At 37.2% G+C, this 23,557-nt stretch carries 18 protein-coding genes, 1 tRNA gene and 1 pseudogene; 9 read left to right on the forward strand and 11 right to left on the reverse strand.

The features are described 5' to 3' along the window. Window positions 1-49: 49 nt before the first annotated feature. Entirely contained in the window at window positions 50-3,055 is a 3,006-nt protein-coding gene (locus OL225_RS10870) for a LamG-like jellyroll fold domain-containing protein (RefSeq protein WP_264518262.1), read from the reverse strand. A 381-nt stretch (window positions 3,056-3,436) separates the two neighbouring features. Between OL225_RS10870 and OL225_RS10875 the strand changes: the two genes are divergently transcribed. After that, window positions 3,437-3,622, forward strand: a complete 186-nt coding sequence (locus OL225_RS10875; RefSeq protein WP_264518263.1) for a hypothetical protein — start codon at window positions 3,437-3,439, stop codon at window positions 3,620-3,622. A 10-nt stretch (window positions 3,623-3,632) separates the two neighbouring features. Next, a pseudogene (locus OL225_RS10880) lies at window positions 3,633-4,430 on the forward strand (recombinase family protein); the annotation flags it as partial. Window positions 4,431-5,163: 733 nt separating this feature from the next. On the opposite strand, the gene OL225_RS10885 reads toward OL225_RS10880, so the two are convergent. From OL225_RS10885 to OL225_RS10900, 4 genes are all read right to left on the reverse strand, one after another. Then, window positions 5,164-5,236, reverse strand: a tRNA-Lys gene (locus OL225_RS10885). A 333-nt stretch (window positions 5,237-5,569) separates the two neighbouring features. Then, window positions 5,570-7,162, reverse strand: coding sequence for a beta-carotene 15,15'-monooxygenase (locus OL225_RS10890; RefSeq protein ID WP_264518264.1), 1,593 nt, complete (start codon window positions 7,160-7,162; stop codon window positions 5,570-5,572). Further along, complete coding sequence (locus tag OL225_RS10895) at window positions 7,155-8,219, reverse strand: HlyD family secretion protein (RefSeq protein ID WP_264518265.1); 1,065 nt, start codon at window positions 8,217-8,219, stop codon at window positions 7,155-7,157. The genes OL225_RS10890 and OL225_RS10895 overlap by 8 nt, the downstream gene beginning before the upstream one ends. Before the next feature lie 4 nt (window positions 8,220-8,223). Then, window positions 8,224-9,546 (reverse strand): TolC family protein, encoded by a 1,323-nt coding sequence (locus OL225_RS10900; protein ID WP_264518266.1) that lies wholly within the window; start codon window positions 9,544-9,546, stop codon window positions 8,224-8,226. 131 nt (window positions 9,547-9,677) lie between these two features. Here OL225_RS10900 and OL225_RS10905 point away from each other — a divergent pair, with 131 nt between their 5' ends. The 5 genes from OL225_RS10905 (at window position 9,678) to ric (ending at window position 12,741) form a co-directional block, all read left to right on the forward strand. After that, window positions 9,678-10,490, forward strand: a complete 813-nt coding sequence (locus tag OL225_RS10905; protein ID WP_047375588.1) for a helix-turn-helix transcriptional regulator — start codon at window positions 9,678-9,680, stop codon at window positions 10,488-10,490. A 102-nt stretch (window positions 10,491-10,592) separates the two neighbouring features. Beyond that, the gene (locus OL225_RS10910; protein WP_047375590.1) at window positions 10,593-11,024 is read left to right on the forward strand and encodes an RrF2 family transcriptional regulator; all 432 of its coding nucleotides are present in this window, start codon (window positions 10,593-10,595) and stop codon (window positions 11,022-11,024) included. 54 nt (window positions 11,025-11,078) lie between these two features. Continuing rightward, a complete protein-coding gene (locus tag OL225_RS10915) occupies window positions 11,079-11,528 on the forward strand; it encodes a hypothetical protein (protein ID WP_264518267.1) in 450 nt (149 codons plus the stop codon). 15 nt (window positions 11,529-11,543) lie between these two features. Then, a complete protein-coding gene (locus OL225_RS10920; RefSeq protein WP_047375595.1) occupies window positions 11,544-11,972 on the forward strand; it encodes a c-type cytochrome in 429 nt (142 codons plus the stop codon). Window positions 11,973-12,015: 43 nt separating this feature from the next. After that, a complete protein-coding gene (gene ric / locus OL225_RS10925; RefSeq protein ID WP_264518268.1) occupies window positions 12,016-12,741 on the forward strand; it encodes an iron-sulfur cluster repair di-iron protein in 726 nt (241 codons plus the stop codon). 181 nt (window positions 12,742-12,922) lie between these two features. Here the strand turns inward: ric and OL225_RS10930 are convergent, their stop codons facing one another. The 5 genes from OL225_RS10930 to OL225_RS10950 form a co-directional block, all read right to left on the reverse strand. After that, window positions 12,923-16,408 carry a DUF2723 domain-containing protein gene (locus OL225_RS10930; protein WP_264518269.1) on the reverse strand — a complete coding sequence of 1,162 codons (3,486 nt, stop codon included), beginning with the start codon at window positions 16,406-16,408 and terminating at the stop codon, window positions 12,923-12,925. A gap of 50 nt (window positions 16,409-16,458) precedes the next feature. After that, window positions 16,459-17,247 carry an SDR family oxidoreductase gene (locus tag OL225_RS10935; protein ID WP_264518270.1) on the reverse strand — a complete coding sequence of 263 codons (789 nt, stop codon included), beginning with the start codon at window positions 17,245-17,247 and terminating at the stop codon, window positions 16,459-16,461. A 96-nt stretch (window positions 17,248-17,343) separates the two neighbouring features. After that, window positions 17,344-17,733, reverse strand: a complete 390-nt coding sequence (locus OL225_RS10940) for a RidA family protein (RefSeq protein ID WP_264518271.1) — start codon at window positions 17,731-17,733, stop codon at window positions 17,344-17,346. A 99-nt stretch (window positions 17,734-17,832) separates the two neighbouring features. Continuing rightward, entirely contained in the window at window positions 17,833-18,396 is a 564-nt protein-coding gene (locus tag OL225_RS10945; protein WP_047375605.1) for a Crp/Fnr family transcriptional regulator, read from the reverse strand. A gap of 22 nt (window positions 18,397-18,418) precedes the next feature. Further along, window positions 18,419-19,003, reverse strand: a complete 585-nt coding sequence (locus OL225_RS10950) for a TlpA family protein disulfide reductase (RefSeq protein ID WP_264518272.1) — start codon at window positions 19,001-19,003, stop codon at window positions 18,419-18,421. Between the two features lie 439 nt (window positions 19,004-19,442). Between OL225_RS10950 and OL225_RS10955 the strand changes: the two genes are divergently transcribed. After that, window positions 19,443-21,773, forward strand: a complete 2,331-nt coding sequence (locus OL225_RS10955) for a TonB-dependent receptor (RefSeq protein WP_264518273.1) — start codon at window positions 19,443-19,445, stop codon at window positions 21,771-21,773. Between the two features lie 3 nt (window positions 21,774-21,776). Further along, window positions 21,777-22,592: a DUF4249 domain-containing protein gene (locus tag OL225_RS10960; protein WP_264518274.1), complete on the forward strand. Its 816-nt coding sequence runs from the start codon at window positions 21,777-21,779 to the stop codon at window positions 22,590-22,592. A 49-nt stretch (window positions 22,593-22,641) separates the two neighbouring features. Here OL225_RS10960 and OL225_RS10965 read toward each other — a convergent pair whose 3' ends face one another. Then, entirely contained in the window at window positions 22,642-23,367 is a 726-nt protein-coding gene (locus OL225_RS10965; RefSeq protein ID WP_264518275.1) for a YoaK family protein, read from the reverse strand. Window positions 23,368-23,557 lie beyond the last annotated feature (190 nt).

Raw genomic sequence — 23,557 nt, forward strand, 5'->3', positions numbered from 1 at the left:
GAAAGGACACTTTTTGAATAGGAATGAAATTAAACTTTGGTAATTCCTTTTATTTAATAATAATTTTAAAATTACTATTCAAATCTTCTCCTGAAACATTAAGAATATAGTTTCCTGAGGCTTTTTTGTCTGCAATATTTAATGTAAAGACTCCGTTTCCATCAGCATTAATCTTTTCTTTGACAACGATTTTTCCTGTCAGATCAATAATTGTTGCTGTTAAACTGGATTTTTTATATTCTGGAAGCGTAATGAAAATCTGGTCTTTTGCAGGATTCGGATATACTGTTCCAACATTTTTGCTGATGCTGAATTCATCATTACCCAACACGTCCTGATTGTATAAAGTATATATTTCTGTTGGAGATAAAGCATAATTGTACAACTTAAGTTCGTCGAATGCTCCTTTATAGGGAGCCGGAGCATTGGCGGTTGACAAAAACTCAAGCTCACCTATATTCCCGATGATCAGATCACTTGCTTCACCAATACCCGTAACTGAAGTTTCATCTCCTTCAGTGATTAAAGCGCCATTGGTGAAAATTCTCATTTTATGTGCGGCAATATCCCTCTGAATCACAACATGTACCCAGTTACCAGTAAAATAATTGGCAATAGGTGATGTGATTTCTTTTTTCGTAATGTCATCATCAATAGCATATCGCAGCTGGCCTCCTTTAATTTCTATATTAAAACGTTTCCCTGTGGCTCCTGTTGCCGTATTTTTAGTGAAAGAACCTTTACATAATATATAAAGACTTGCAGATGAAGACGATGGTATCATACTGATTGGTGTCTTCATCCAAAATGAAACAGTAAACGAATGATTATCAAATAAAATATGATTCTGATGAGGAATACTGGCGATGTACATATTACCGGACGACGTTGCCAGATCAAGGGCGTTGTTTTCTTTTCCCGGTATTCTTACATTGGCATTGTCATAAGCTGTATCTAATACTCCATGATTAGCAAAAGACGTTATGTCTGCAATTTGCTCACCAGCGGAAGGAGCTTCCGCAAATGGCCAGTTGCCGACAATACCCGGAGTCAGTGCACGGAAATTCCATACATCTCCCACAGCAGTGCCAAGAGTATTGGACGCATCAATTCTCCAATGGTAATTTATTGCCGGATTTAAATTATTAAACTGGTATGCGGGTGCAGTAGAATAAGGTACAGTTGCAATACTGCTTAAATTTGAAGGATCTGTTCCAAAATAAACTGTATACATTGTTGTATTTGGACTTCCATTCCATTTTAAAAGCAGGTTTCCACCGTTCAACTCAACATTATTATTGCCAGTTGAAGGAATCGGGTTATTTGCTTTTGCCGGAGCTGACGGGATTGGTGGTGTGGTTACTGATGTATCTGATGTGTAAACTGAAGATTCTGTTGCATTTGTTGCTTTAACTCTGTAATAATATTGAGTATCAGGCGTTAAACCGATTTCATTATAACTTGTTGCATTCGCCCCCAAGGTTGCAATGACAGTAAAATTCGTACCATCGGAAGAACGTTCTACAATATAATGAGTTTCATTTGTCGCATTATCGTTCCAATTAACAGTTAAAGAGCTTGAAGGTGAAGTTCCTGTAGTTGTGATTGTATTGGTAAAATTCACATTTGTAGGCGGAATAATGAAATCCGGAGGAACTGTATTGGGTAAACTATTGATATAAACCTCAATATTCAAATACGGAGCATGTGTTGTGCTTACTGCCAAAGCATCGAAGACATTTGGATTTAGTCCATTGGCCGTTTCCCATGCATCAGGCATCCCGTCATTGTCCGTATCCAGAGGAGCCGGCGCACCGTAAACGTGCCCTGCACCACCATTAGTAAAACCAAATTGGGCTGTTAAATCAGTTTGTACATACACATAAGTAGCTGTTGTACCTTTCGACATTAAATCTGAAATCATTAGACCATCTACCTGATCACGTCTTGGATATGATGCTCCCACACTTGTAACAATATTACTGTATGCCTCCTGAGCAGTTAATGCAGGGGTTTTCATCGGATAATCATACGGAGTAGCCATTATGGCGGCCGGATCTCCGACAGGGTAACCCACTAAGCTTTGAGGAACTGCAGCTCCATCTAATACACCATTTTTATTATTGTCAAAATAATTACCGGAACCATATAAATTGAAATTGGCATTTCCTACGCTAAAAGGTGTGGTAACCGTATTGCTCGTATTGGGACCTCCGATAAAATAATTGTTAATAATATTGGCAAAAGAGCTTCCTGCCGAATCTCCTCCCATGATGTATGCCTCCCCGGATTGGGTGTGGCCATAGGTATTTCCATAATTACCCCAGTTGTAAACTACATTATTTACAAACTCGTTGATTCCTTTTATTTTATTATTACGGGTTTTATTACAGATATATAAATTCCCGATTAAGCTGATCTTCCCCCCTGGTGGAGGCTGCATTAATCCTCCCGCAGAATGATTATGACGGTGCATTCCTTGTCCTATAATAGAATTCTGAATCGTTATATTATCGGGACTTGTGCCGTTGTTATCCCAGTTAACCGAGAATACTTCATCTGTACCCCATGTAAAAGTCATATGATCTAAAATGATATTGGCCCCGTTGGCTATTCCTGATGCATCCTGATTTTGAGATGTCCCGCCATAACGGATACGAAGATATCTCGCAATCGTATTATTGGCTCCTGTAAATGATACTCTGGGTCCCAAAAATACAATTCCTTCTCCGGGAGCGGTTTGTCCGGCAATTGTAGTATTAGCCGCCACAGCAACAATTGATTGTAAGTTAACAATACCTCCCACTTTAAATATAACAAACCGACCCGGCTGACTTACCGCGTCACGGAATGAACCCGGGCCGCTGTCATTTAAATTGGTAACCAGATAGATCTGAGGATTTGCTACCCCTCTTGCTCCTGTAGTATATCTTCCAAAACCGGTTGCTTCAGGAAATGCTAATGTCTGAGCACTCAAATCAACAGTGGATAATGCTAATCCACAAAACAATAAAGATTTAAGAGATGATTTAAACAGTAAAGATTTATTTTTCATAAATATTAATTTTGTATTAACTAATCTATCCACAAAACCAATATTGAGCATCCTGCTCCATCCTGTTGAACTATATATCAAGCAATTACAAAGAATCCGTAAAAAACAATGTGTACATATCAATAGGTCATGACTAAAGATAATTCATATATACTTTCTATTTTCAATAAATCTTCTTTAAAAAAATTCGAGAAATCATCCGTTGGGGCTAACAAAAATTCATATTCATTTATAGAAGGAGTTTTTATCCTTTGTTCCTTCTTAACATGAATTTAAAATTCGATTATATACAATTGCCAAATAAGACCTCCTACGGACAAACAAAATCATCTTGTAATTTTAAAACCTTTATTCTATAATTTAAGGGTAAATGGAGGTAAGATGAAAAGAGAAGAGGTAACAGAACTAACTCCTGAAAAAGTAGTTAAAGTCCTGAAAGAAAAAGGAACAATTGTAAATATCGAAGAGGCTAAGGCAATACTCAGCTTTATTAAGGCAATTGCTAATATTGCAGTAAATCAGCATCTTAGTGGACGTGATTTGGATTTTATGAATCCCAAACAATAATGCTGATGTTATGAGACAAGCTGACTTATATATACGTGTATCTACAGATGAACAAGCAGATAAAGGATACTCTCAACGAAATCAGGAAGATCGTTTGAGAAAGTACTGTGTAATCAAAGGTATCACAATAAGGAATGTTTACATTGAAGATTATTCAGCTAAAACCTTTAATAGACCTGAGTGGCAAAAGTACTTAGTAGCACTACGGAAAATAAAAAAGAATACAACTGCTTCACTATTACTATTCACAAAATGGGATAGGTTTAGCCGTAATGCTGGTGATGCATACCAAATGATCAATCTGCTACGCTCCTTTAGCGTAGAGCCCGAAGCCATTGAACAACCCCTTGATTTTGACATTCCAGAAAACAAGATAATGCTCGCTTTTTATCTTGCCACTCCTGAAGTAGAAAATGATCGTAGATCACTGAACACTTTTTACGGAATGAGACGTGCTAAAAAAGAAGGCCGATATATGGGGACAGCACCTTTAGGCTATAGCAATAAAATAACAGAAGATAATAAGAAATATATCGGTATACATGAAGTCGAAGGACCTTTATTAAAATGGGCCTTTGAACAGATTATTCTGAACAATTACAATACTGAACAAATATGGAAAATGCTGCGCTTTAGAACAGATGGCAAATACAGATTCAGTAAAAATAATTTTTGGGTCGCTTTAAGAAACCCGCTGTATTGCGGAAAAATATTTATCCCGGCTCATAAAGATGAAAAAGCACATTTTGTTTTGGGACAGCATGAACCACTCATAACCGAAAGTATGTTCAATGAAGTTCAGCAAATACTTGATGGAAGGAAGAGAAAAATCAAGCCAAAGGTAGTTTCAATTGACAACCTACCTCTACGAGGATTCTTGAAATGTAATAAATGTGGTAAAATGCTCACCGGAAGTGCATCAAAAGGAAAGATGGGAGTCTATTACAACTATTATCACTGTTCAAGCTCATGTGGTGTCCGATTTAAAGCAGAAATTGCTAATGATGTTTTTCTCAAACAACTTAAATCCTTAATACCTAAAAAAGGAATGATTGATGTTTTTATAGAAGCATTCACTGAAGATTTTAATGCACAAACGAAAACTCAAAACGCAGAAAGAACGAATATATTAAATCAAATTGCAGAATTAAACAATCGTAAAAGGAAAGCTCTTATCCAAAAGATTGATGGTGGTATTGAAGCTGATGAGTATATTTTTCTGAAAAAATATACCACTGAAAAAATTGAACAATTAGAAGTAAGATTGAATAATTTATCTTCTGTAAACACCGAAATCAAAGACCTATTTAAGTCTGGGCTAAAAAAGATTGCTAATCTTGACATACGCTATCAGAAGGGGAATATAGAAGAAAAAAGACATATCATAAGTTCGATATTCCCTGATTTTTTGGTTTTTGACGGAACACGACATCGAACTCTAAGAATGAATTCAGCAGTCGAACTTATCTATCAGGATACCAACAAATTAAATGGTAAAAAAAATGGGACAAATCTATCTTTTTTAGATTTGTCCCAACAAGTGACCCGGCTGGGATTCGAACCCAGGACCCATACATTAAAAGTGTATTGCTCTACCAGCTGAGCTACCGAGTCGGCCACTTACTTTTTTAAGTAAATCCCTTTGTTTAAGGGACTGCAAAGATAGAAAAACAGTCTTTAATTCCAAATTTTTCCGGGCTTTTTTACAATAAAATTTATAGCCAAAAAGTCAAACACCTGTTTATAAATTAATTACGTTAATTATTTTTTTTCAATAAAAATCTTAGGAATAATAGGATTTGCCAATGAAAGAGCTTTTTGAATATAAAAATTTTGAATTCCGTTAGTAATTAAAAAGAGACTGCCTTATAAGACAGCCTCAGCACTCAACTATAAAATTAGCTTAACAAGCTATACTTTTCCAAATATTAAAAATTAAAATTCCATCTAAGCCGGCGACAGTCTTCGGGATTTCAAATAAAGAGCTGTACGGTTCAGATAGGGAAAAAGAAGAATTAGTAACAATGATGCTGCCAGAAGCCAAACCATCATTTCATAATAATCCATAGCAAAACGGACATGATCCTGAACATTCATTCTTCCTATCAGCAGCTTGTTGGCAGCTTTTGCAGCCTTCCCTTCAGGCATCCCTCTGGAAATAAGCTTAGCGGTTTGCTGATGAAGAAAATTTTTGACTGCCGGATCTATAGCACTTAAATGATCCTGAAAAGCATTATAATGGCGGCTTTTTTCAAACAATTCAAAAAAATTGATCAGCGCTATACTGATGCAAAACCCCAGATATCGGACAGCCAGAGCTGTAGCCGCCGCTGAAGGACCAATAATAGCAGGAACTGACGAGATAATAAAAATAATCGTTGGAACCATAATCAAACCTACGCCCAATCCCTGAAGGAACAACGGAATATAATAATTAAACTCATCAGCCTGCACATCAAAAGAGTAATACATTAATCCATGAAAGATCAACAGCATTAAAAATCCAAAACTCCAGATGTACCGTATATTTTTCTTTTGCAAAACCATACAACAGGCGATAATAACTCCAAAAACCAATCCTGCAAGGTTAAAAATATTTATATAGGAAATATGAAACGGATCCAAATGCAGTTCTGATGCAAAATAATTGTTGACAATTCCTGATGCAAACCGGCAGATATACATCACAAAAAGGATCAGCAGACCTACTTTGAAGTTTCTGTATTTAAAAATCCGCAGATCAATATAAGGTCTTTTAATGGCCTGCTGGCGGAAAATGGATATTCCTCCTAAAACAACAATTCCTATGACACTTCCAAGAATCCGATTATCTTCCAGCCAGTAATATTCCTGTCCAAAAATGGTAATATATCCTATCAGTACAAGTAGAGTACTGAAAAGTCCAAAGCTTTGCCAGTCGAGTTTATACAGATGAAATCTAGCATGAGTTCTGTAATTGCTCATGGCAAGAGTGAGGAAAATAAGCCCAGGCAGGTAAGAGAATATAGCAGTTTTATAGACAATATTAAAATTATATGAATCAATAAGATCTGCAGTGATCAGATTATTGAACGGCAGAGCACAGATCAGAATTCCGAAGAATACTGAAAAACTAATTTCCCTTCCTCTTTCACTGCTCAGTCTCGTAAAAATGAGAGTCAGTGACAGATTCACGTTTCCTGCAAATAGCATTCCCTGTATGAATCGCACAGGAAACAGGATATAAATTTCACGGGTAAAATAACATACCAGACAGGCCAAAATCTGTAGCGTGGTAAACAGAAGAAAGTATTCCTTTGCAGCAAGAAAGCTGAAAAACCTTCTTTCCAGACTGTAAAATCCTACATATCCTGCATAAAACAATGCTACAGAAAATTGAATATCCGCAGGTTCACTCCCATAATATCCCGCTGCGGCATTCACATTGGCCAAAGGAAGAAAAAATATAATGATTCCCGGAAGAGTCATCCAAAAGAGAATGATCTTGATCAGCCATTCCGGTGCCCATCTTTTGAAAAAGGGCATTTGTCTTTTAGCCATTAGAATGTTTTTTATTGGCATATACATTCACGTTCATTCCTACTTTCAGAACATCAATTTCTCTTCTTTTACCGTCCAATCTTATTCTCACAGGGATACGCTGTACGATTTTCACGTAATTCCCGGTGGAATTATCCGGAGGAAGTAATGAAAAACTAGAACCTGTTGCAGGAGAAAGTGAGATAATTGTTCCCTTAAATTCCCTGTCAGGATAAGAATCTGCTACAATTTTCACATGATCCCCGATATGCATATCCCTGATCTGCGTTTCTTTATAATTCGCAACCACCCATTTATCTGTTTCATTATTGACGATAAACGCCAGCGTTTCTCCGGCATCAATCATCTGCCCTACTTCAACGGTTCTTCTTCCCATTCTTCCATCATAAGCTGCGGTGACTGCGGTATAGCTTACATCTAATTGATGACGGTCCAGCAATGCTTCCAATCTGGCAATTTCTGCGATAACAACCGTTTTTTCCGCCCGGATATCATTTATTTTAGACATTGAAGCAGCATAATTATCCTGGGAAGATTGGTAATCACTTTCATTGACATCCAACGTTGCTTTTACATCTTCAAGCCGCTGTTTAGTAGCAGATTCTTCGTCATACAATTTTTTGTATCTGTTATAATCAAGTTGCTGTTTCCAAACTTTTGCCTTATTGGCGTCCACCTGAGCCATCGCTGCTGCAGCTTCTTTTTCTGTAGTACCTGTAGTACTTTCCAATACTTTCAATTGGGCATGGGCTTTCTGAAGGGCAGCCTGAGTCTGCTTTTCCTGAAGAACATATTCACGGTTATCTATAATCAGAAGCGTATCCCCTTTTTTCACTTCCTGGTTTTCTTCAAATTTCACGGCTACAATGAATCCTCCTGCTCTTGAAATAATAGGATTCACATATTCCTGAACCTGTGCATCATTGGTCTGTTCATAGGCATAGTAATTCTTTAAAGTAAAACCGCCCCATATGGCAAGTGCGGCAACAATTAAGACTGAAATCCATCCTGTGATCTTTGTGATCAGCCTATCTGTGGGAGTATATTTTTTTTTCATTGTATTATAAAACGCCTGTAATGTTTTGTAGTAAATAATAATTGTTCTGTGCCATAATTTTTGCTGCTTCCAGTTCAAATTTTGTCTGAAGAAGCTGTATATCAGCATCCAGCAGTTCTGTAATAAGAGAAGTCTGGCTGAAGTAAGTATTCTTAATGATGCGTGCATTCTCTTTGGCCTGGGTGACATTGGCTTCCGCTACTTTTATCTGCTCAAGGGCTTCCTGATACCTCAGATAGGCTTCTTTTACCTGTTGTCTTACTTTATCCTCTGTATCCTTGTGTGCTTCTTCTTCCTTTTCAAATTCCAGTTGGGCCGCTTTCACTTTGTGAGTATTGTGATAAAGGGATGAAATGGAAAACGAAGCTTTAACTCCTACTATTCCCAATGAATACCAATAAGGATTGTAGGGATAAAGAAAAATCTGCGGATTGGCATAATAGAATTCACCATACATCCCAATTTTAGGTCTTACATTGGCTTTTACCTGCTTCAGTTTGATCTTGCTCAGTTCTGTCTGTTGTTCAGAGACATGATAATTGAAAGAATGATCCATTGCCAGTTTCAGGTACTCATTGTAAGTTGTGCTTTCATTCCATTGATTAAACGGTGCTTCAGGAATAACAGTCTGCTCATCCGGAATTCCAAGAATAATATTCAATTTCTGCATCGCGATGAGAATATCATTTTCTATAGTCACCAAAGCCATCTTCCGCTTTGACAGTTCAAGCTCAATTCTTAAAACATCGCTTTTTAAAACGACCCCGTTTTTATAAAGGGCCTGAATTTCTTTAAGCTGTGTTTTCTGATCAGCAATATCCTGCTGTATAAGGTTTCTGAAAATTAAAGTTTTCTGAAGTTCAAGATAAAGCGCTGCCGTTTTGTAATGAATATCAGAAACAGACTGTTCTTTCTGGATATCCTTAATTTTCTGAAGAGTCTGATTTTCTTTAATCTTAAGATTCAGTTTGTTTCCATTATAAATATTCAGATAAAAATCTGCTCCGGCTCGGTAAAGCGTATGAATGACTTCATGCTGGGTCGGTTTGGAAAAAATTCCGTTTTCATAGATGGGAATGTTAGACGCTTTTTCGGCAGAACCTTTAACTTCTATTTCCGGAAGCCGTTCTCTTTTTGCATCTTTTACTTCAGCTTCCGCTATGTCCAGGTTGATGGTATTAATTCTGATGTGACGGCTGTTCTCTTCAGCTCTCTGCCATGCATCTTTTAAGGAGAGTCGTAGAGTATCCTTTGTTGGGTTGCCAGTCTGAGCTGATATTGTATAGGAAATTCCCAGTATCAGCAATCCGGCGACATAAATTTTCATTTGAATTTTTGAATTATTGCACTGCAAATTTATTGGCAATCCGGAAATTTTATTTATCTAAAATAGTCAACTTTTACATGATTCCGGCCAAATCATTATATTTGCATTTTCATTGGTACTTTTATTTTTTTATGGGATTAATTGCTGCACTTCCTGATATTGATAAGGACGACAAAAGTGTATTTGTTATGCACGAAAAATCGGAAAAACTAATTCCCTTCCACAAGCATACAAAAGGACAGCTGAGCTATGTAGAAGGCGGTATTGCCTATATTACAATCAACAACAGAACATATGTGGTTCCGGCCCGGCATTTCTTCTGGATTCCGCAGGGAATGGAACATATTTTAGAGATCGGACATACGGCAACAGTTCTGCGCTCTCTTTATTTCTATGCTCATGATGATCTCTCAGATCCTTTCTACAGCAGACTGGGAATATATCCGGCATCAGAACTTCTGATCCAGATGATTAAGTATACTGAAATCTGGGATGAAAAACACGTAACTGCGAAAGACGAAAACTTTGAATTTCTGGTAGCTTTAAAAAAAATCCTGCCAAAAACTCATCAACAGCCATTACCTATTATTCTTCCTGCTACACACAACAAACAGATGATGAGAATTGTATCTTATCTGGAATGGAATATCGGGGAAAAACTTACTTTGACCAATGTAAGCAGCAGATTCGGCTTGAGTGAACGTTCTATGTCCCGGCTTTTCAAATCAGATATGGATATTTCTTTTCTTCAATATCTGAAAACGTTAAGAATCATCAAAGCCATTGAATTATTGTTAAATACGGACAAGCCTATCAATGAAATTGCTGATGATGTAGGCTACAGCTCCATTAGTGCCTTTAGTGATACTTTTCGTGAATTTACCCAGTCCAGGCCTTCAGATCTGAGGAAAAGCAATAAAACAACTCAAAATTCCATTGGATAATCTGTTTTAGATATGACCTTCATCAGTTTAAAAAAAAATAAAAGATAAATTTATCTTTTATTAAAAATATCTTTCTATCTTTGCCTTATAAAACTCAGAAAAATGTTTTCAAAAACCTGTGAATATGCCTTAAGAGCTTTGATCTACATTGCCCAACAGTCTAAAAATGACAGCAGGGTCGGGATTAAAGATATTTCAAAGAGCATCCATTCACCGGAACACTTTATCGCCAAAATTTTACAGGACCTGAGCAGAAAAGGATTTGTACAATCTGCCAAAGGTCCAAACGGAGGTTTTTATATGGATCAGAAAAATCTGAACACTTCCATTGCTGATATTGTAAGAGAAATTGACGGGGATAAGCTTTTCATCGGTTGCGGACTTGGACTTGATCAATGTTCAGAAACACATCCATGCCCGCTTCATGATCAGTTCAAAAGCATCCGACAGGATCTGCGAATCATGCTTGAAACCTCAAAAATTCAAATGTTTGTTGACAATCTGGACTTACAGCTTACTCATCTGAAGGTCTAAAAAAATTTGACCAAATAAAAGATAAAAAGATCTTTATATATTAAATAATTTACAATGAAACTATTTCTCAAAAATCCTTTGGTACTACTCTTTCTCTGTCTGATGACCGGGATGTTTATGACTATCAGCTTTCTGGAGACCCCATTAAAGTTTCAGGTTCAGGGCATCACCCTTACTACCGCATTAGGATTAGGAAAACTCATGTTTGGAATATCTTCAAAAATACAATGGGGATTTATTTTTATAATTCTTGTGCTGATGCTTATGAGCCGAAGAAATTATACAAAAACGGACTTTATAATTCTTACTGTTCTAATTTCTATACTTGCTTTAGAACAATTCTGGCTGCTGCCGGTACTTGATTCTCGTGTAGACCTGCTTTCATCAGGAAACGCATTATCTCCTACTCCATTGCACGACTATTTTATTTATGCCGAAACCACAAAAGCATTAATGCTCATAGCAGCCATCATTTTACAATTCAAAAGAAATACAGTTCAATAACAAACACTATTCATTATGAGAACACTCCTTCTAAATACCATAAGCGTATTGACCTTAACCACGCTCTTATTCTCCTGTTCCAAAACGGAAACAACTCCTATCCCACAGCCTGAACCATATTCTGCACAACAGGTTGCCCAACCACAGCCAGTTGAAGCAGTTCCTGAAGTTTCCTCTTCCGCTGATAAATCAAAACATGAAGGATTGAAATTAATAGAAGGAACAGATTGTCTTACCTGCCATAAAATAGATTCTAAATTAATAGGCCCTTCTTATCATGAAGTTGCAGCAAAGTATACGGATAAAGATCTTGATATGCTGGCACAAAAAATAATTGACGGAGGTAAAGGCAATTGGGGAGAAATTCCGATGACACCTCACACAGGATTAAGTAAGGAGAATGCAAAACAGATGGTAAAATATATTTTATCTCTCAAAAAGTAATTAAAAAATTTTAAATAATAAAAAGACAAAAAAGTATTATATTATGGATACAAGAACAGACTTTATAGGAAATATGGTTGCTGAAGATTTCAGAACAGCCGCAATTTTTAAAAGACATGGAATTGATTTCTGCTGTAAAGGCGGAAGAACCATTGAAGAGGCATGCAGCAATAAGAAACTTGCTCCTGAAAAGGTTTATGAAGAATTGGAAGCGCTTCCGAAGAATGAAGGATCCACAATAGATTTCAACAGCTGGCCCTTAGATTTGCTGACAGATTATATTGAGAAAACCCATCACCGTTATGTAGAAGAAAAAAAACCTGTTCTGCAAGCTTTCCTTGATAAATTATGTAAAGTTCACGGAGACAGACATCCGGAGTTGTTTGAAATTAATGCATTATTCAATGAATCTGCTCACGATCTTGCAGCCCATATGAAGAAAGAAGAACTGATCCTGTTCCCGTTTGTAAAAAATATGGTAAAAGCCAAAATATCTGGCAGTACACTTTCCCAGCCTCATTTTGGAACCGTAGAAAATCCTGTTCATATGATGGAACACGAACATACAGTGGAAGGTGACCGCTTCAGAAGAATTGCCGAAATCACAGATGAATATCTTCCCCCTTCTGATGCCTGTAACACCTATAAGGTAGCATTTGCCATGCTTCAGGATTTTGAAAATGACTTACATAAACATATTCATCTTGAGAATAATATCCTTTTCCCAAAAGCGATCCGACTGGAGAAAGAATTTGCCATTGAATCTTAAACTAAATGATGATTGTCATCTGAAGAAGCATTTCAGGAGAAAATAGCAATGAGCTGAATGATATTCATACAGATGAGAAGGGCAATTATGAAGATGAATTCTGAAAATAAGTCTGAGTTTATTTTATTGATATTAAAAAAGCCTTTAAATACTGAATTTAAAGGCTTTTTCTATTTATAATTTATTGTGTTGCTTTCATCATAGCATTGGTAATTTCAATTTCCTTTTTTCTGGAATAAGCAGAATCAAAAGGCTCCATGACATTGAATAAATACTGGTAAAAAGGAGCAATTTGGCGGATATTTTCCGATTCTTTAATCGCTTTTTCTTTTCCCATTTGCTGCAGTCCTTTTATAAAAACACTGAATTTCTTATCAATTGGCTCTATTGACTGCAAAAGATAGGCATATGCTTTTTCATTCTGTCCCAACGTTTTGTAGGCTTCTATAACTGCAGAAACCACTAACGCATATTCCATTGGTTTTGACCTCATCTGTTTTCTTGCTGCTGCTTTAAATGCCGGAGAAAGATTTTGATAATAATCATATTCTTCAAATATCCCTTTCTTAAGGGTTTCTGCCAGCTGAAGACCTTTCTGCTCCTGCCCTGCAACAATATATCCGGTTACCATTGAACTTAATGATCTTGGGTCATTGTATTTTTCAACAGGAATTTCTTTTGCCGCAAGATCCAACAGCTCTAGTGCCTTAGCTTTCTGCCCGCTGACCACAAGTGCAGATACAGCCCTGCTTACTGACATTCTGTAGCCTAAAATATTGGAAGTTGCCGTTTCATTATAATAAACACTGAGGTCTTTAAAATTCCCCCATCTGAAGTTTTTCACCACCTGATAAAGTGAATTGGCATCTACCCTTCCTTTATCCCCATCCGGACTCTGAGGCGTATGAATAGGAACCAATCTGTAACTGAATCCATCAAACTGCAGATATTCATCAAGATAAAAAATATTCTCACTTTCATACATTCCACCTGATGAGAAATTTATAGGACGCTTCCAGTCGAAATTGGCCAGCATATCCAACATCATCAGATTGCTTTTGTAAAGAGTATTCGCTTCATAATTGATTATAATCTGATCTACCGCTTTGGAAAGATCAGCCTTATTGATGATCCCTGATTTCACAGCATTTTGCTTATTTACGGGAAGGATAAATTTACTTACCGGGAGAATATTGTATTTTTCATATTGCTTTTCCCCGAAATACATCTTCAGCAATTCATCTTTTTCAGATGATTTAAGTCGAAGGAATCTTATAGCATCCTTCAGGGTCAATGAATCCTGAGTCAGATATTTTCTGAATTCCCGGAAAGCAGTGTCTGGCGCTCCCTGTTCTTTCAACATTTGGAAAAAACCTTCCCAATCCTCTTTTTTCATCAGATATACCTGATCATTTACCCCATCTCTATATTCTTCATGCGTTAATTCACCCGGAATTCCCCTTGCATTGTATGTTCTTCTTTTCACCTGATCTATATTCCATGGAGTAGCTAAAAGAGTAAAGTTGACTGTTTTCACATCATCTCTGAATCTTTCCGTCTCCTGGATTGCCCATACGGGAAAAGTATCATTATCACCATAAATAAAAATAATATCTTCTTTAGGCAGCGAACGTAAAAATGAATAAGCATAATCACGGGCTGCGGTCTTTTTACTGCGGTCATGCGAAGTATAATTCTGGAATCCCATCATAAAAGGAATTCCCAACAATACTACTCCCAGAATAATATGAGCCGCATTAGATTGAAGTTTAGACTGAATCAGCCAAAGTACTGCTCCTGCTCCCAGGCCGATCCAGATGGCAAAGGCATAGAAAGAACCTACCATCGCATAATCTCTTTCCCTCACTTCAAATGGTTTTACTCCGGTATAGAAGACAATTCCCATACTTGTCAGCACAAACAGCGAAAGAATAGCATAAAATCTCCCGAAGTCCCTGTTCAGCTGAAAAAAGAAACCGATAAGTCCTAAGATCAATGGAAGAAAGAAAAACTTAACGGTACTTTCATTTTTAAATTTAGCCGGCATATGATCCTGATCACCCAACAATGCATTATCAATAAAAGAAAATCCTGAGATCCAGTTACCATTGGTATTCTCCATATGTCCCTCAAGATCGTTCTGTCTTCCTACGAAATTCCACATCAGATACCGGACAAAATAGTATCCGTTTTGGAAAGAGATGAAATAATCCATATTCTGAGCAAAAGATGGACGTTGTACCTTGATAAGATCATAAGGTTTTACTTTCAGGTAATCTTCTGCTGTGATGGAGTCTCCTTCATATTTTGCTCTCAGTTCATCAAAAATTCTTTTGGCCTCCGGATTGTCTGCCACGTCTTCATTATCATAATTGAAGGTAAAATCAGGAGCGCCATACAAGGTAATATAATTTGCAATAATCTCTTTATCTTGATTGAACATCCGCGGCATGAAACTGACATGTGATTTATTAAACACATAATTGAACTGTTCCCCGGTTTTTCTGTAGGTACCTGTTTTTTCATCTTTTTCATAAATATCTCCTGTCACATCTTTTTTATAGCTTCCGTCCTCATCTTTTTCCAATCCATTTTTGTCAAGAAATGCGGTGTAGTTCTGTCCGTAAATTGTAGGCCAGTCACCATATTGTACCCTGTTATAATAATCTCTCATTCCTATTGCAGTATCCGGATCATTAAGGTTCATCGGCGGATTGGCATTTGCCCTGATGGGAATCACCAGCCAGCAAGAGAAACCAATCATCATATACACAAGGGATAAAACGATGGTCTGATACACTTTTCTTTTTGTATTTCTTGCATATTTAATCAAGAAATAACTGAATGCCGTCATAAGAACAAACGCCACAATTGTCCCTGAATGGAATGGAAGTCCCAACCCGTTCACAAAGAAAATCTCAAGTTTACCAAACATTGTCATGACCAAAGGAAAGATAATCTTGAATACAAATGCAAGAATTCCTAATGTAATCAGATTGGCAGTCATGAAGCTCTTCCAGGAAAAATTATAGTTTCGGGCGTAGTATACCAGACATATGGCCGGAATTGCAAGCATACACATCATATGCACGCCCACAGAAAGTCCTATTATAAAGAAAATAAGAATGATCCATCTCTCGCTGTCAGCAGCTTTAGATTCATTCTCCCATTTGGTGATCAGCCAGACCAACAATGCGATAAACAGAGAAGCCATTGCATATACCTCCCCTTCTACGGCTGAAAACCAGAATGTATCTGAAAACGTAAAACATAAAGCCCCGATAACCCCGGCAAACAGGATTGAAATTTCCTGAGATCTGGTAATCTCTTCAAATTTTTTGTGTAAAATCCATCTTAAAAAATGGGTAATTGTCCAGAACAGAAATAGAATGGTAAGTGCACTGAACAAAGCTGACATAGCATTGATCACAATGGAATAATTTTCACCATTTCCCAGAGCAAAAATACTCGCCACGGCTCCCATAATCTGGAATAAGGCAGCTCCCGGAGCATGGGTCACCTCAAGTTTTACTGCAGAAGAAATATACTCCCCACAGTCCCAAAAACTCAGGGAATGCTCCATTGTTGAAAGATAAGTGATAAGTGCAATAGCAAAAAGGAACCATCCCAGCACGGTGTTCCACTTTTTAAAAGACCAGTTTTTCATATAATATTTTCAATATTGATATGACAACTGGGGGAAAGGGTTTATTACATCTAATAGGTATTATTTAGCCCTCCGTCCAGAGGAATACTGGTTCCGGTGAGATATCCGGCATATTCTGATGCAAGGAAGGCAACAAGATGTCCATATTCTTCCGGCTGCCCGAATCTTTTCATGGGAATCTTATTTTCTCTTGTCTTTTTTATTTCTTCCGCCGGAGCACCGCTTTGCTGAGCCTCATGGGTAACAAGTTTTTGGATTCGTTCGGTGTCAAAATATCCTGTCAGAACATTATTTACGGTGATATTATGTTGTGCAATTTCATTCGAAAGGGTTTTTGCCCATGCAATTACCGCAGAACGGATAGAATTTGACAGCGCCAGATTTCCGATGGGTTCCTTAACTGATAAAGAAGAAACATTGATAATACGGCCTTTTTTCTGTTGGATCATATGAGGTAAAGCCAATAACGTTGTTTCGCAAACCGTTTTAAAAAGAAGATCAAACGCTTTCTGATAATCATCCGGCGTTTTATCGAGTGCCAAACCTGGTTCCGGACCGTTTGTATTGTTTACCAAAATATCAACCGAATGGTCATTAAAATATCCTGTTATAATTTTCTTATACTCTTCAAAGTCTGAAAAGTCAGCCACCAGATATTCATGTTTCTGTTCCGGATTAATTACCGGCAGTGAAGAAACGAAGGCTTTAAGTTTTGTTTCATTACGGGCCATAACGGTAACATTGGCCCCGCATTTTGCCAGCTCTATGGCAATTCCTGCGCCTATTCCCTGGGTAGCTCCACCTACTAAAGCATTTTTTGAAAAAAGTTGAATATTCATAAGATCTTTGGATATAGTAATTGGTATAGGATAAATTTAGGAAAAAACCTCCAGATTATATTTTGGAGGTTTATTTTTTTAAGCCTGGTTTCTCATTTATTTTACAACTGTAGCTTCAAGTTCCACTTTTAAAGTTTCAAACAAGCCTGTTACTTCAAGCATCGTTACGGCCTGCTGAATTTTATGTCTGCCAATCCATTCCTGAAGAATGGGAAAATAAGGCCAGAGTTCTTCCGTAGAAGTTGTATAGATATTTAATCTTACAATACCGCTGCATTCATACCCTGCTGTAGTGATCACTTCTTCCAGGTTGGCAATAGCCTGTTCCAGCTGCGATTTCATATCCTTATCACTGGATGTTCCATCAGGATCAATAGCCGCCTGTCCTGAGCAGTATAAAGTACATTCAACATTTTTTACCTCTACAGCCTGAGAATAGCTTCTCTCATCCTGCCATTTCCATGGGTTAACCGTTCTTTTTTCCATTGTACGAATTTGTTATATTTTACTGTACAAAATTGCAGAACAACTACAGTAAATCTCTGTGATTCTGATCACAATTATTGTGTGAGCTCCATCACGGTTTTACAGTGGAAGACGGCTTAAAGTTTCCCTGGAAACGCCTAAATAAGCTGCTAAAAGAGATTTCGGTACCCGTTGAACTAAAGAAGGATATTTTTTCAAAAGCTGGTCATACCGTTCTTTTATTCCGGTTGTCATCATGGAAATAGTTCGTTGCTGAGCGGTAATAAATCCCATGTATGCTTTTTCCAGAAAAAAATGTTCCAGTTTTGGCAGTTGGGTACAGAGCTTTTTGTAGTCATCTAACTGAAGGCACAATACTTCTGTATCTTCAAGGCATTCCAAAGACATGGTTGCCAAAGTTTGCTGATAGTAAGCAGGAAAATCTGTTTCCCACCAATCTTCCATGGCAAAGCCGATAATATGCTCTTTTCCGGTTTCATCAGAATAAACCAGTTTCAAAAGACCTTTCAGGACAAAATAATTGTAAGGAACTGATTCTCCTTCCTGTACTAAAAACTGATGTTTTTTATATTTTTTATAGATAAAACAGGATGATATCAATTCAAACTCATCATCATTAAGGGGTAGTATTTTTTCGATATGAGACCTCAGCTGATGCAGCATATTCTATTTTTTAAGGTATAAATTAAGGCTTTTGTTTCAATAGTTCATCGATCTGTTTGTAAAAGGAGTCTTTACTGTAATCTGCCAGCCCCTTATGATGCAGGCGGATGTCACCTTTTTTATCCAGCACTACCGTTGTAGGCAATGACCCACTGTAAAGTACACCCGGAATATTGCCAGCCGGCACCAGAAAAGGAACTGTAAAGCCTTTTTCCTTTAAATAAGATTTTCCAAGAGCTGTGTTATCATCAAGATTTACGGTAAGAAATACAATGTCCGGATTATTTTTATACTGATCATACAGCTTCTGAACAGAGGGAAATTCTGCTCTGCAGGGAGGACACCATGAAGCCCAAAAATTAATGAAGACTACTTTATTTTGTAAATCAGAAGTATTAATGATGGTTCCACCTTCACTTTTCAGCATAAATCCGGCATAGGAAACCCTTGCTGAAGCATTCTGATTCTTTTTTGATTCTGATATACTGGAATTGAGAATTCCCGTGGAAGCCACCTGTCTCATCAGCCATGCTTTTGCATCTTTATTCACCAATACGATAATGAACAATATTGTCAGTATTGCAGTGGAACCATTTTTCCTGATCACGTTCTTACATTTTCCATGCTCTTTCCTCTTAATTCTTAGCCAAGATAAGATTAAAATTCTGATCAAAGGTTCTGAAGAAGTTTTTTAAGTCAAAAAAGTCTTTACATCGCAGGCAGGCAATGAAAGCTCTTTAAATACTTAGGTCTATAATTTTTATAATAACCAGCAATAAAGTTCACACAACAATCGTTAATAATTTATTTTTTAACATAATTGACTAAAAAACAGTTAATAAATCAATATACAATACATAATATTATTTTTTATGTAACAGTCTTATTTTATTCTTGCTTTTACCATTTTCAAAAACATCCTTTTTCAGTGGATTTATTTCATAATTAATTTGTTACATGTAACAAATCTCCTATTCATCTAACTAATCGTACATCATCAAAACATTAATTCCTATACAAGAGATCTACTACTTTAAAATAAACTAATGCAAACATCCTTTTTAAAAATTACCGCTGCCACCGCAGCGCTCTGTTTCAGTACCCTGGCAATAGCCCAACAAACCTATTCTGTAAGTGGAACTGTGAAAGACAAAAAAAACGGTGAGCTGTTAATCGGAGTATCGGTAAAAGTAAGTGAAGATCCTTCCATCAACGTTGCAGCCAATGAATATGGATTTTATTCTCTTTCCCTGCCTGCAGGCAATTATACCATCATTATTTCCAATCCGGGATATAAAGATTTTGAACAACAGATTACAGTAGATCAGAATATGAAACTTGATCTGCCTCTTCTGCCTCAGGAAGAGACAACAAAGGCCATTGACGAAGTAGTTGTGACTGCTGTTAAAAAGGATAAAAATTTAACCTCTGCTCAAATGGGAGCAGAAACGTTGAATATAAAAAGTATTGAAAAGCTCCCTGTTCTTTTTGGGGAAAAGGATGTGATGAAAACCATACAGCTTTTACCGGGTATCAAAAGTAACGGTGAGGGAAGCAGCGGATTCAGTGTAAGAGGCGGCGCTACCGACCAGAATCTTATATTACTGGATGAAGCCCCGGTTTATAACGCGTCCCACCTTCTTGGGTTTTTCAGCACCTTCAACAGTGATGCTCTGAAAGATGCCAGTATCATCAAAGGAAACAGTCCTGCACAGTACGGAGGCCGGCTTTCGTCTGTACTGGATGTCAAAATGAAAGACGGAAATAATAAGGACTACAACCTGAATGGTGGAATCGGTCTGATCAGCAGCAGGCTGAGTGTAGAAGGTCCTATTCAGAAGGAAAAATCATCATTCATTGTTTCAGGAAGAAGAACTTATGCCGATTTGTTTCTTAAAACCAACAAAGATTATAAAGACAACAAGTTATATTTTTATGATCTCAACCTGAAAGCCAATTATCAGATCAATGAAAATAACCGTATTTATCTTTCAGGATACTTTGGAAGAGATGTTCTGGGATTGGGAGACACCTTCAATACAGACTGGGGAAATACAACAGCTACTTTGAGATGGAACAGCATTATCAGTAGTAAGTTATTCTCCAATACTTCATTTATCTACAGTAATTATGATTATAAAATCAGTCTGAAAAACGATGATACTGTATTTGATTTAAATTCAAAAATACGTGACTGGAATCTTAAGCAGGATTTCACCTGGTTTGCCGGGAACAAGCATTCTGTACGTTTCGGCCTCCAGTCTATTTATCATACTCTTACTCCAAGCAGTGCTTCTGGTACTACGGTGAGCAGCTTTCCAAGAAATCCGAGATATTCATGGGAAAATGCGGTTTACATCAACGATGATTTTAAAGCAACGGAAAAGTTAACCATCAATTACGGGGTAAGACTTGCCATGTTCAGTGTATTGGGAGGAGATACATTCAATACGTATGAAAACGGGGTACTTACCGACAGTGAATTCTTAGAGAAAGGAAAATTCGGAAAAACGTATGTGAATCCTGAACCAAGAATTAGCGCAAACTACCGAATCAATGAAGTAAGCAGTGTGAAAGGAGGCTATTCACGCAACACGCAGAATCTTCACCTTTTGAGCAACAGCAACAGCGGAAACCCTACTGACCAGTGGATAGGAAGCAGCTATACGGTAAAACCTGAAATTGCAGACCAGATCAGTGTGGGCTACAGCAGGAATTTCAACAACAATAATTATGAGTTGAATGCTGAAGTTTATTACAAATCCATGAAAAATCAGATCGACTTCAAAAACGGGGCTCAGATTGGATTTGATGCCGGATCTGATGTAGAAAGTGAACTGTTGTTCGGAAAAGGAAGAGCTTATGGTCTTGAACTTATTGCTAAAAAGAAAAGCGGAAAACTTACAGGATGGATTTCCTATACCCTTTCTAAAACGGAAAGAAAGATCAACGGAATTAATAATAATGAATGGTACAATGCCAGAATGGATAAAACCCACGATCTATCCATTGTTGCCACTTACCAGCTTAATCCAAAATGGAGCTTCTCAGGATTGTTTGTTTACAGCACAGGAAACGCCGTTACCTTCCCTACCGGAAAATATGAGCTGAACGGTCAAACCATATTCCAGTACAGCAACAGAAATGCTGACAGAATGCCTGCCTATCACAGAATGGACCTGAGTGCTACTTATGAACCAGTTTCCAATAAGCGATTCCGCGGTTCATGGACGTTCGGTATTTATAACCTGTACGGCAGAGAGAATGCCTATACCATCAATTTCGAAGACAATCCTGACCGTCCCGGAACAACACGTGCGATGCAGACTTCTTTGTTCCGCTGGGTACCCAATATCACTTATAACTTCAAATTCTAAATCATGAAAAATACTTTTTATATCATATTATCTCTTTTTGCACTAACCTCTTGTGAAAAAGAGATCGATCTGGATCTGAATGATCAGAGCGGAAATATTGTCATTGAAGGGAATGTAACGAATCAATCAGGACCTTATACGGTAAAAATCACAAAATCAGTAAGTTTCTCAGAACCTAACCAGTATCCGGCTGTAACCGGAGCTCAGGTTATTTTAAGTGATGATATGGGTCAGACTGAAACCCTTCAGTATACAGGAAACGGAATGTATCAGACAACCGCTTTTGTAGGACAGCCCGGAAGAACTTACACATTGAAAGTACAGGCGGAAGGAAAGCAGTATACCGCTCAGAGCAGAATGCCTGAAAATGTTCATTTTGATGGACTTGAACAGAGCTCGTTCAAATTTGGTGATAAAATTACATATACTCTCTTACCAATCTTTACAGATCCTATGCCGCTTGGGAACCGTTATCTTTTTAGTTTTACGATCAATGATCTTCCTAAAAAATACATGAATACCTTTTCAGACAATGTAAATAACGGAATGCTTAACCAGCAACCTCTGATTCTACCTAATGACGATAACAAAGGCAGAGATCATGAAGTGATTGTGGGGGATAAAATCCATGTAGAAATGCAGTCTATTGATAACAATATATTCACTTATTATAGTGCTTTGCTTCAGATTTCCGGAGGTAATGGCGGAGGTACTACTCCAGCCAATCCACCAAGTAATATCAACAATGGGGCTTTGGGCTATTTTTCCGCCCATACAACAGATACGGAAACTTTTGTGATCCAGCCTGTCACTCCATAAATTTTAAAAAGGATATTCCAATCAACGGAATATCCTTTTTTATTCCGCTTTATCTCAATTTTCTTTTTAAGGAATAATATCTGTACAGCAGTTTATCATACCGGATTACACAGAACAATAATCCTGCAATAACAATCAGTGTTTTTAACTGAATCATGCTGTAACCAAAACCACCAATGATACATCCTGAAAAAAAGCAGGCAATAATCACCAGTTTCAGGGTAATATTCTTTTTAAGCTGCCGCTGTTCATTTTTCCTTTCTTTAAAAAACAGCTTTGAAAATTCTATTCCCAGATCAGTAAATAATCCCGTAAGATGAGTAGTTCTCACTACAGACTGAGATACTCTTGTCACCAATGAATTCTGAACTCCCATTGCAAACAGCAAAAGTCCTGCAATTGCATGAGAAGATACCGAAATTTTTAATTCATCATAGCCTGACATTCCTACAAATCCTAATATTAAGATTTCGGTTATTAAAGGGATGAGATGCGGACGAACTGTCCTGTGTCCTGATGAAAATTCAACCAGGAAGCTGGAACAAAAAGCTCCACCGAGAAAACAGATAATAAACAGAAAATAAGTAAGTGCTTCGCTGTAATGATCCAGAAGAATCTCTTCAGAAAAGAAAGCAAAGTGTCCTGTTATATTGGTTGTAAGCACTTTAACAGACAAAACACCTACAATATTCACTATTCCGGCAACGAATGAAAGTGCTGATGCCAGTTTAAGATTGTGAAAATAGGTTCTGTTTTTCCCTTTGTGTCTGAACATTTTAAATCTCTATAAAAGCTGGATATTATTATCAAAAAAACAACTGGATAAAATAAATAAGTAAAAAAAAAAATAATTTAGAAATGTCAGCGTAAAGCTGTGAAAAACATGTCCGCTTAAATATTTATCCAGTGTTCTTTATAGAGTTACTATATCCCTTTTTATGTATTCTAAGTAATAAATTACAGAC

The organism is Chryseobacterium viscerum, assembly GCF_025949665.1.
GTDB classification, from domain to species: domain Bacteria; phylum Bacteroidota; class Bacteroidia; order Flavobacteriales; family Weeksellaceae; genus Chryseobacterium; species Chryseobacterium viscerum_A.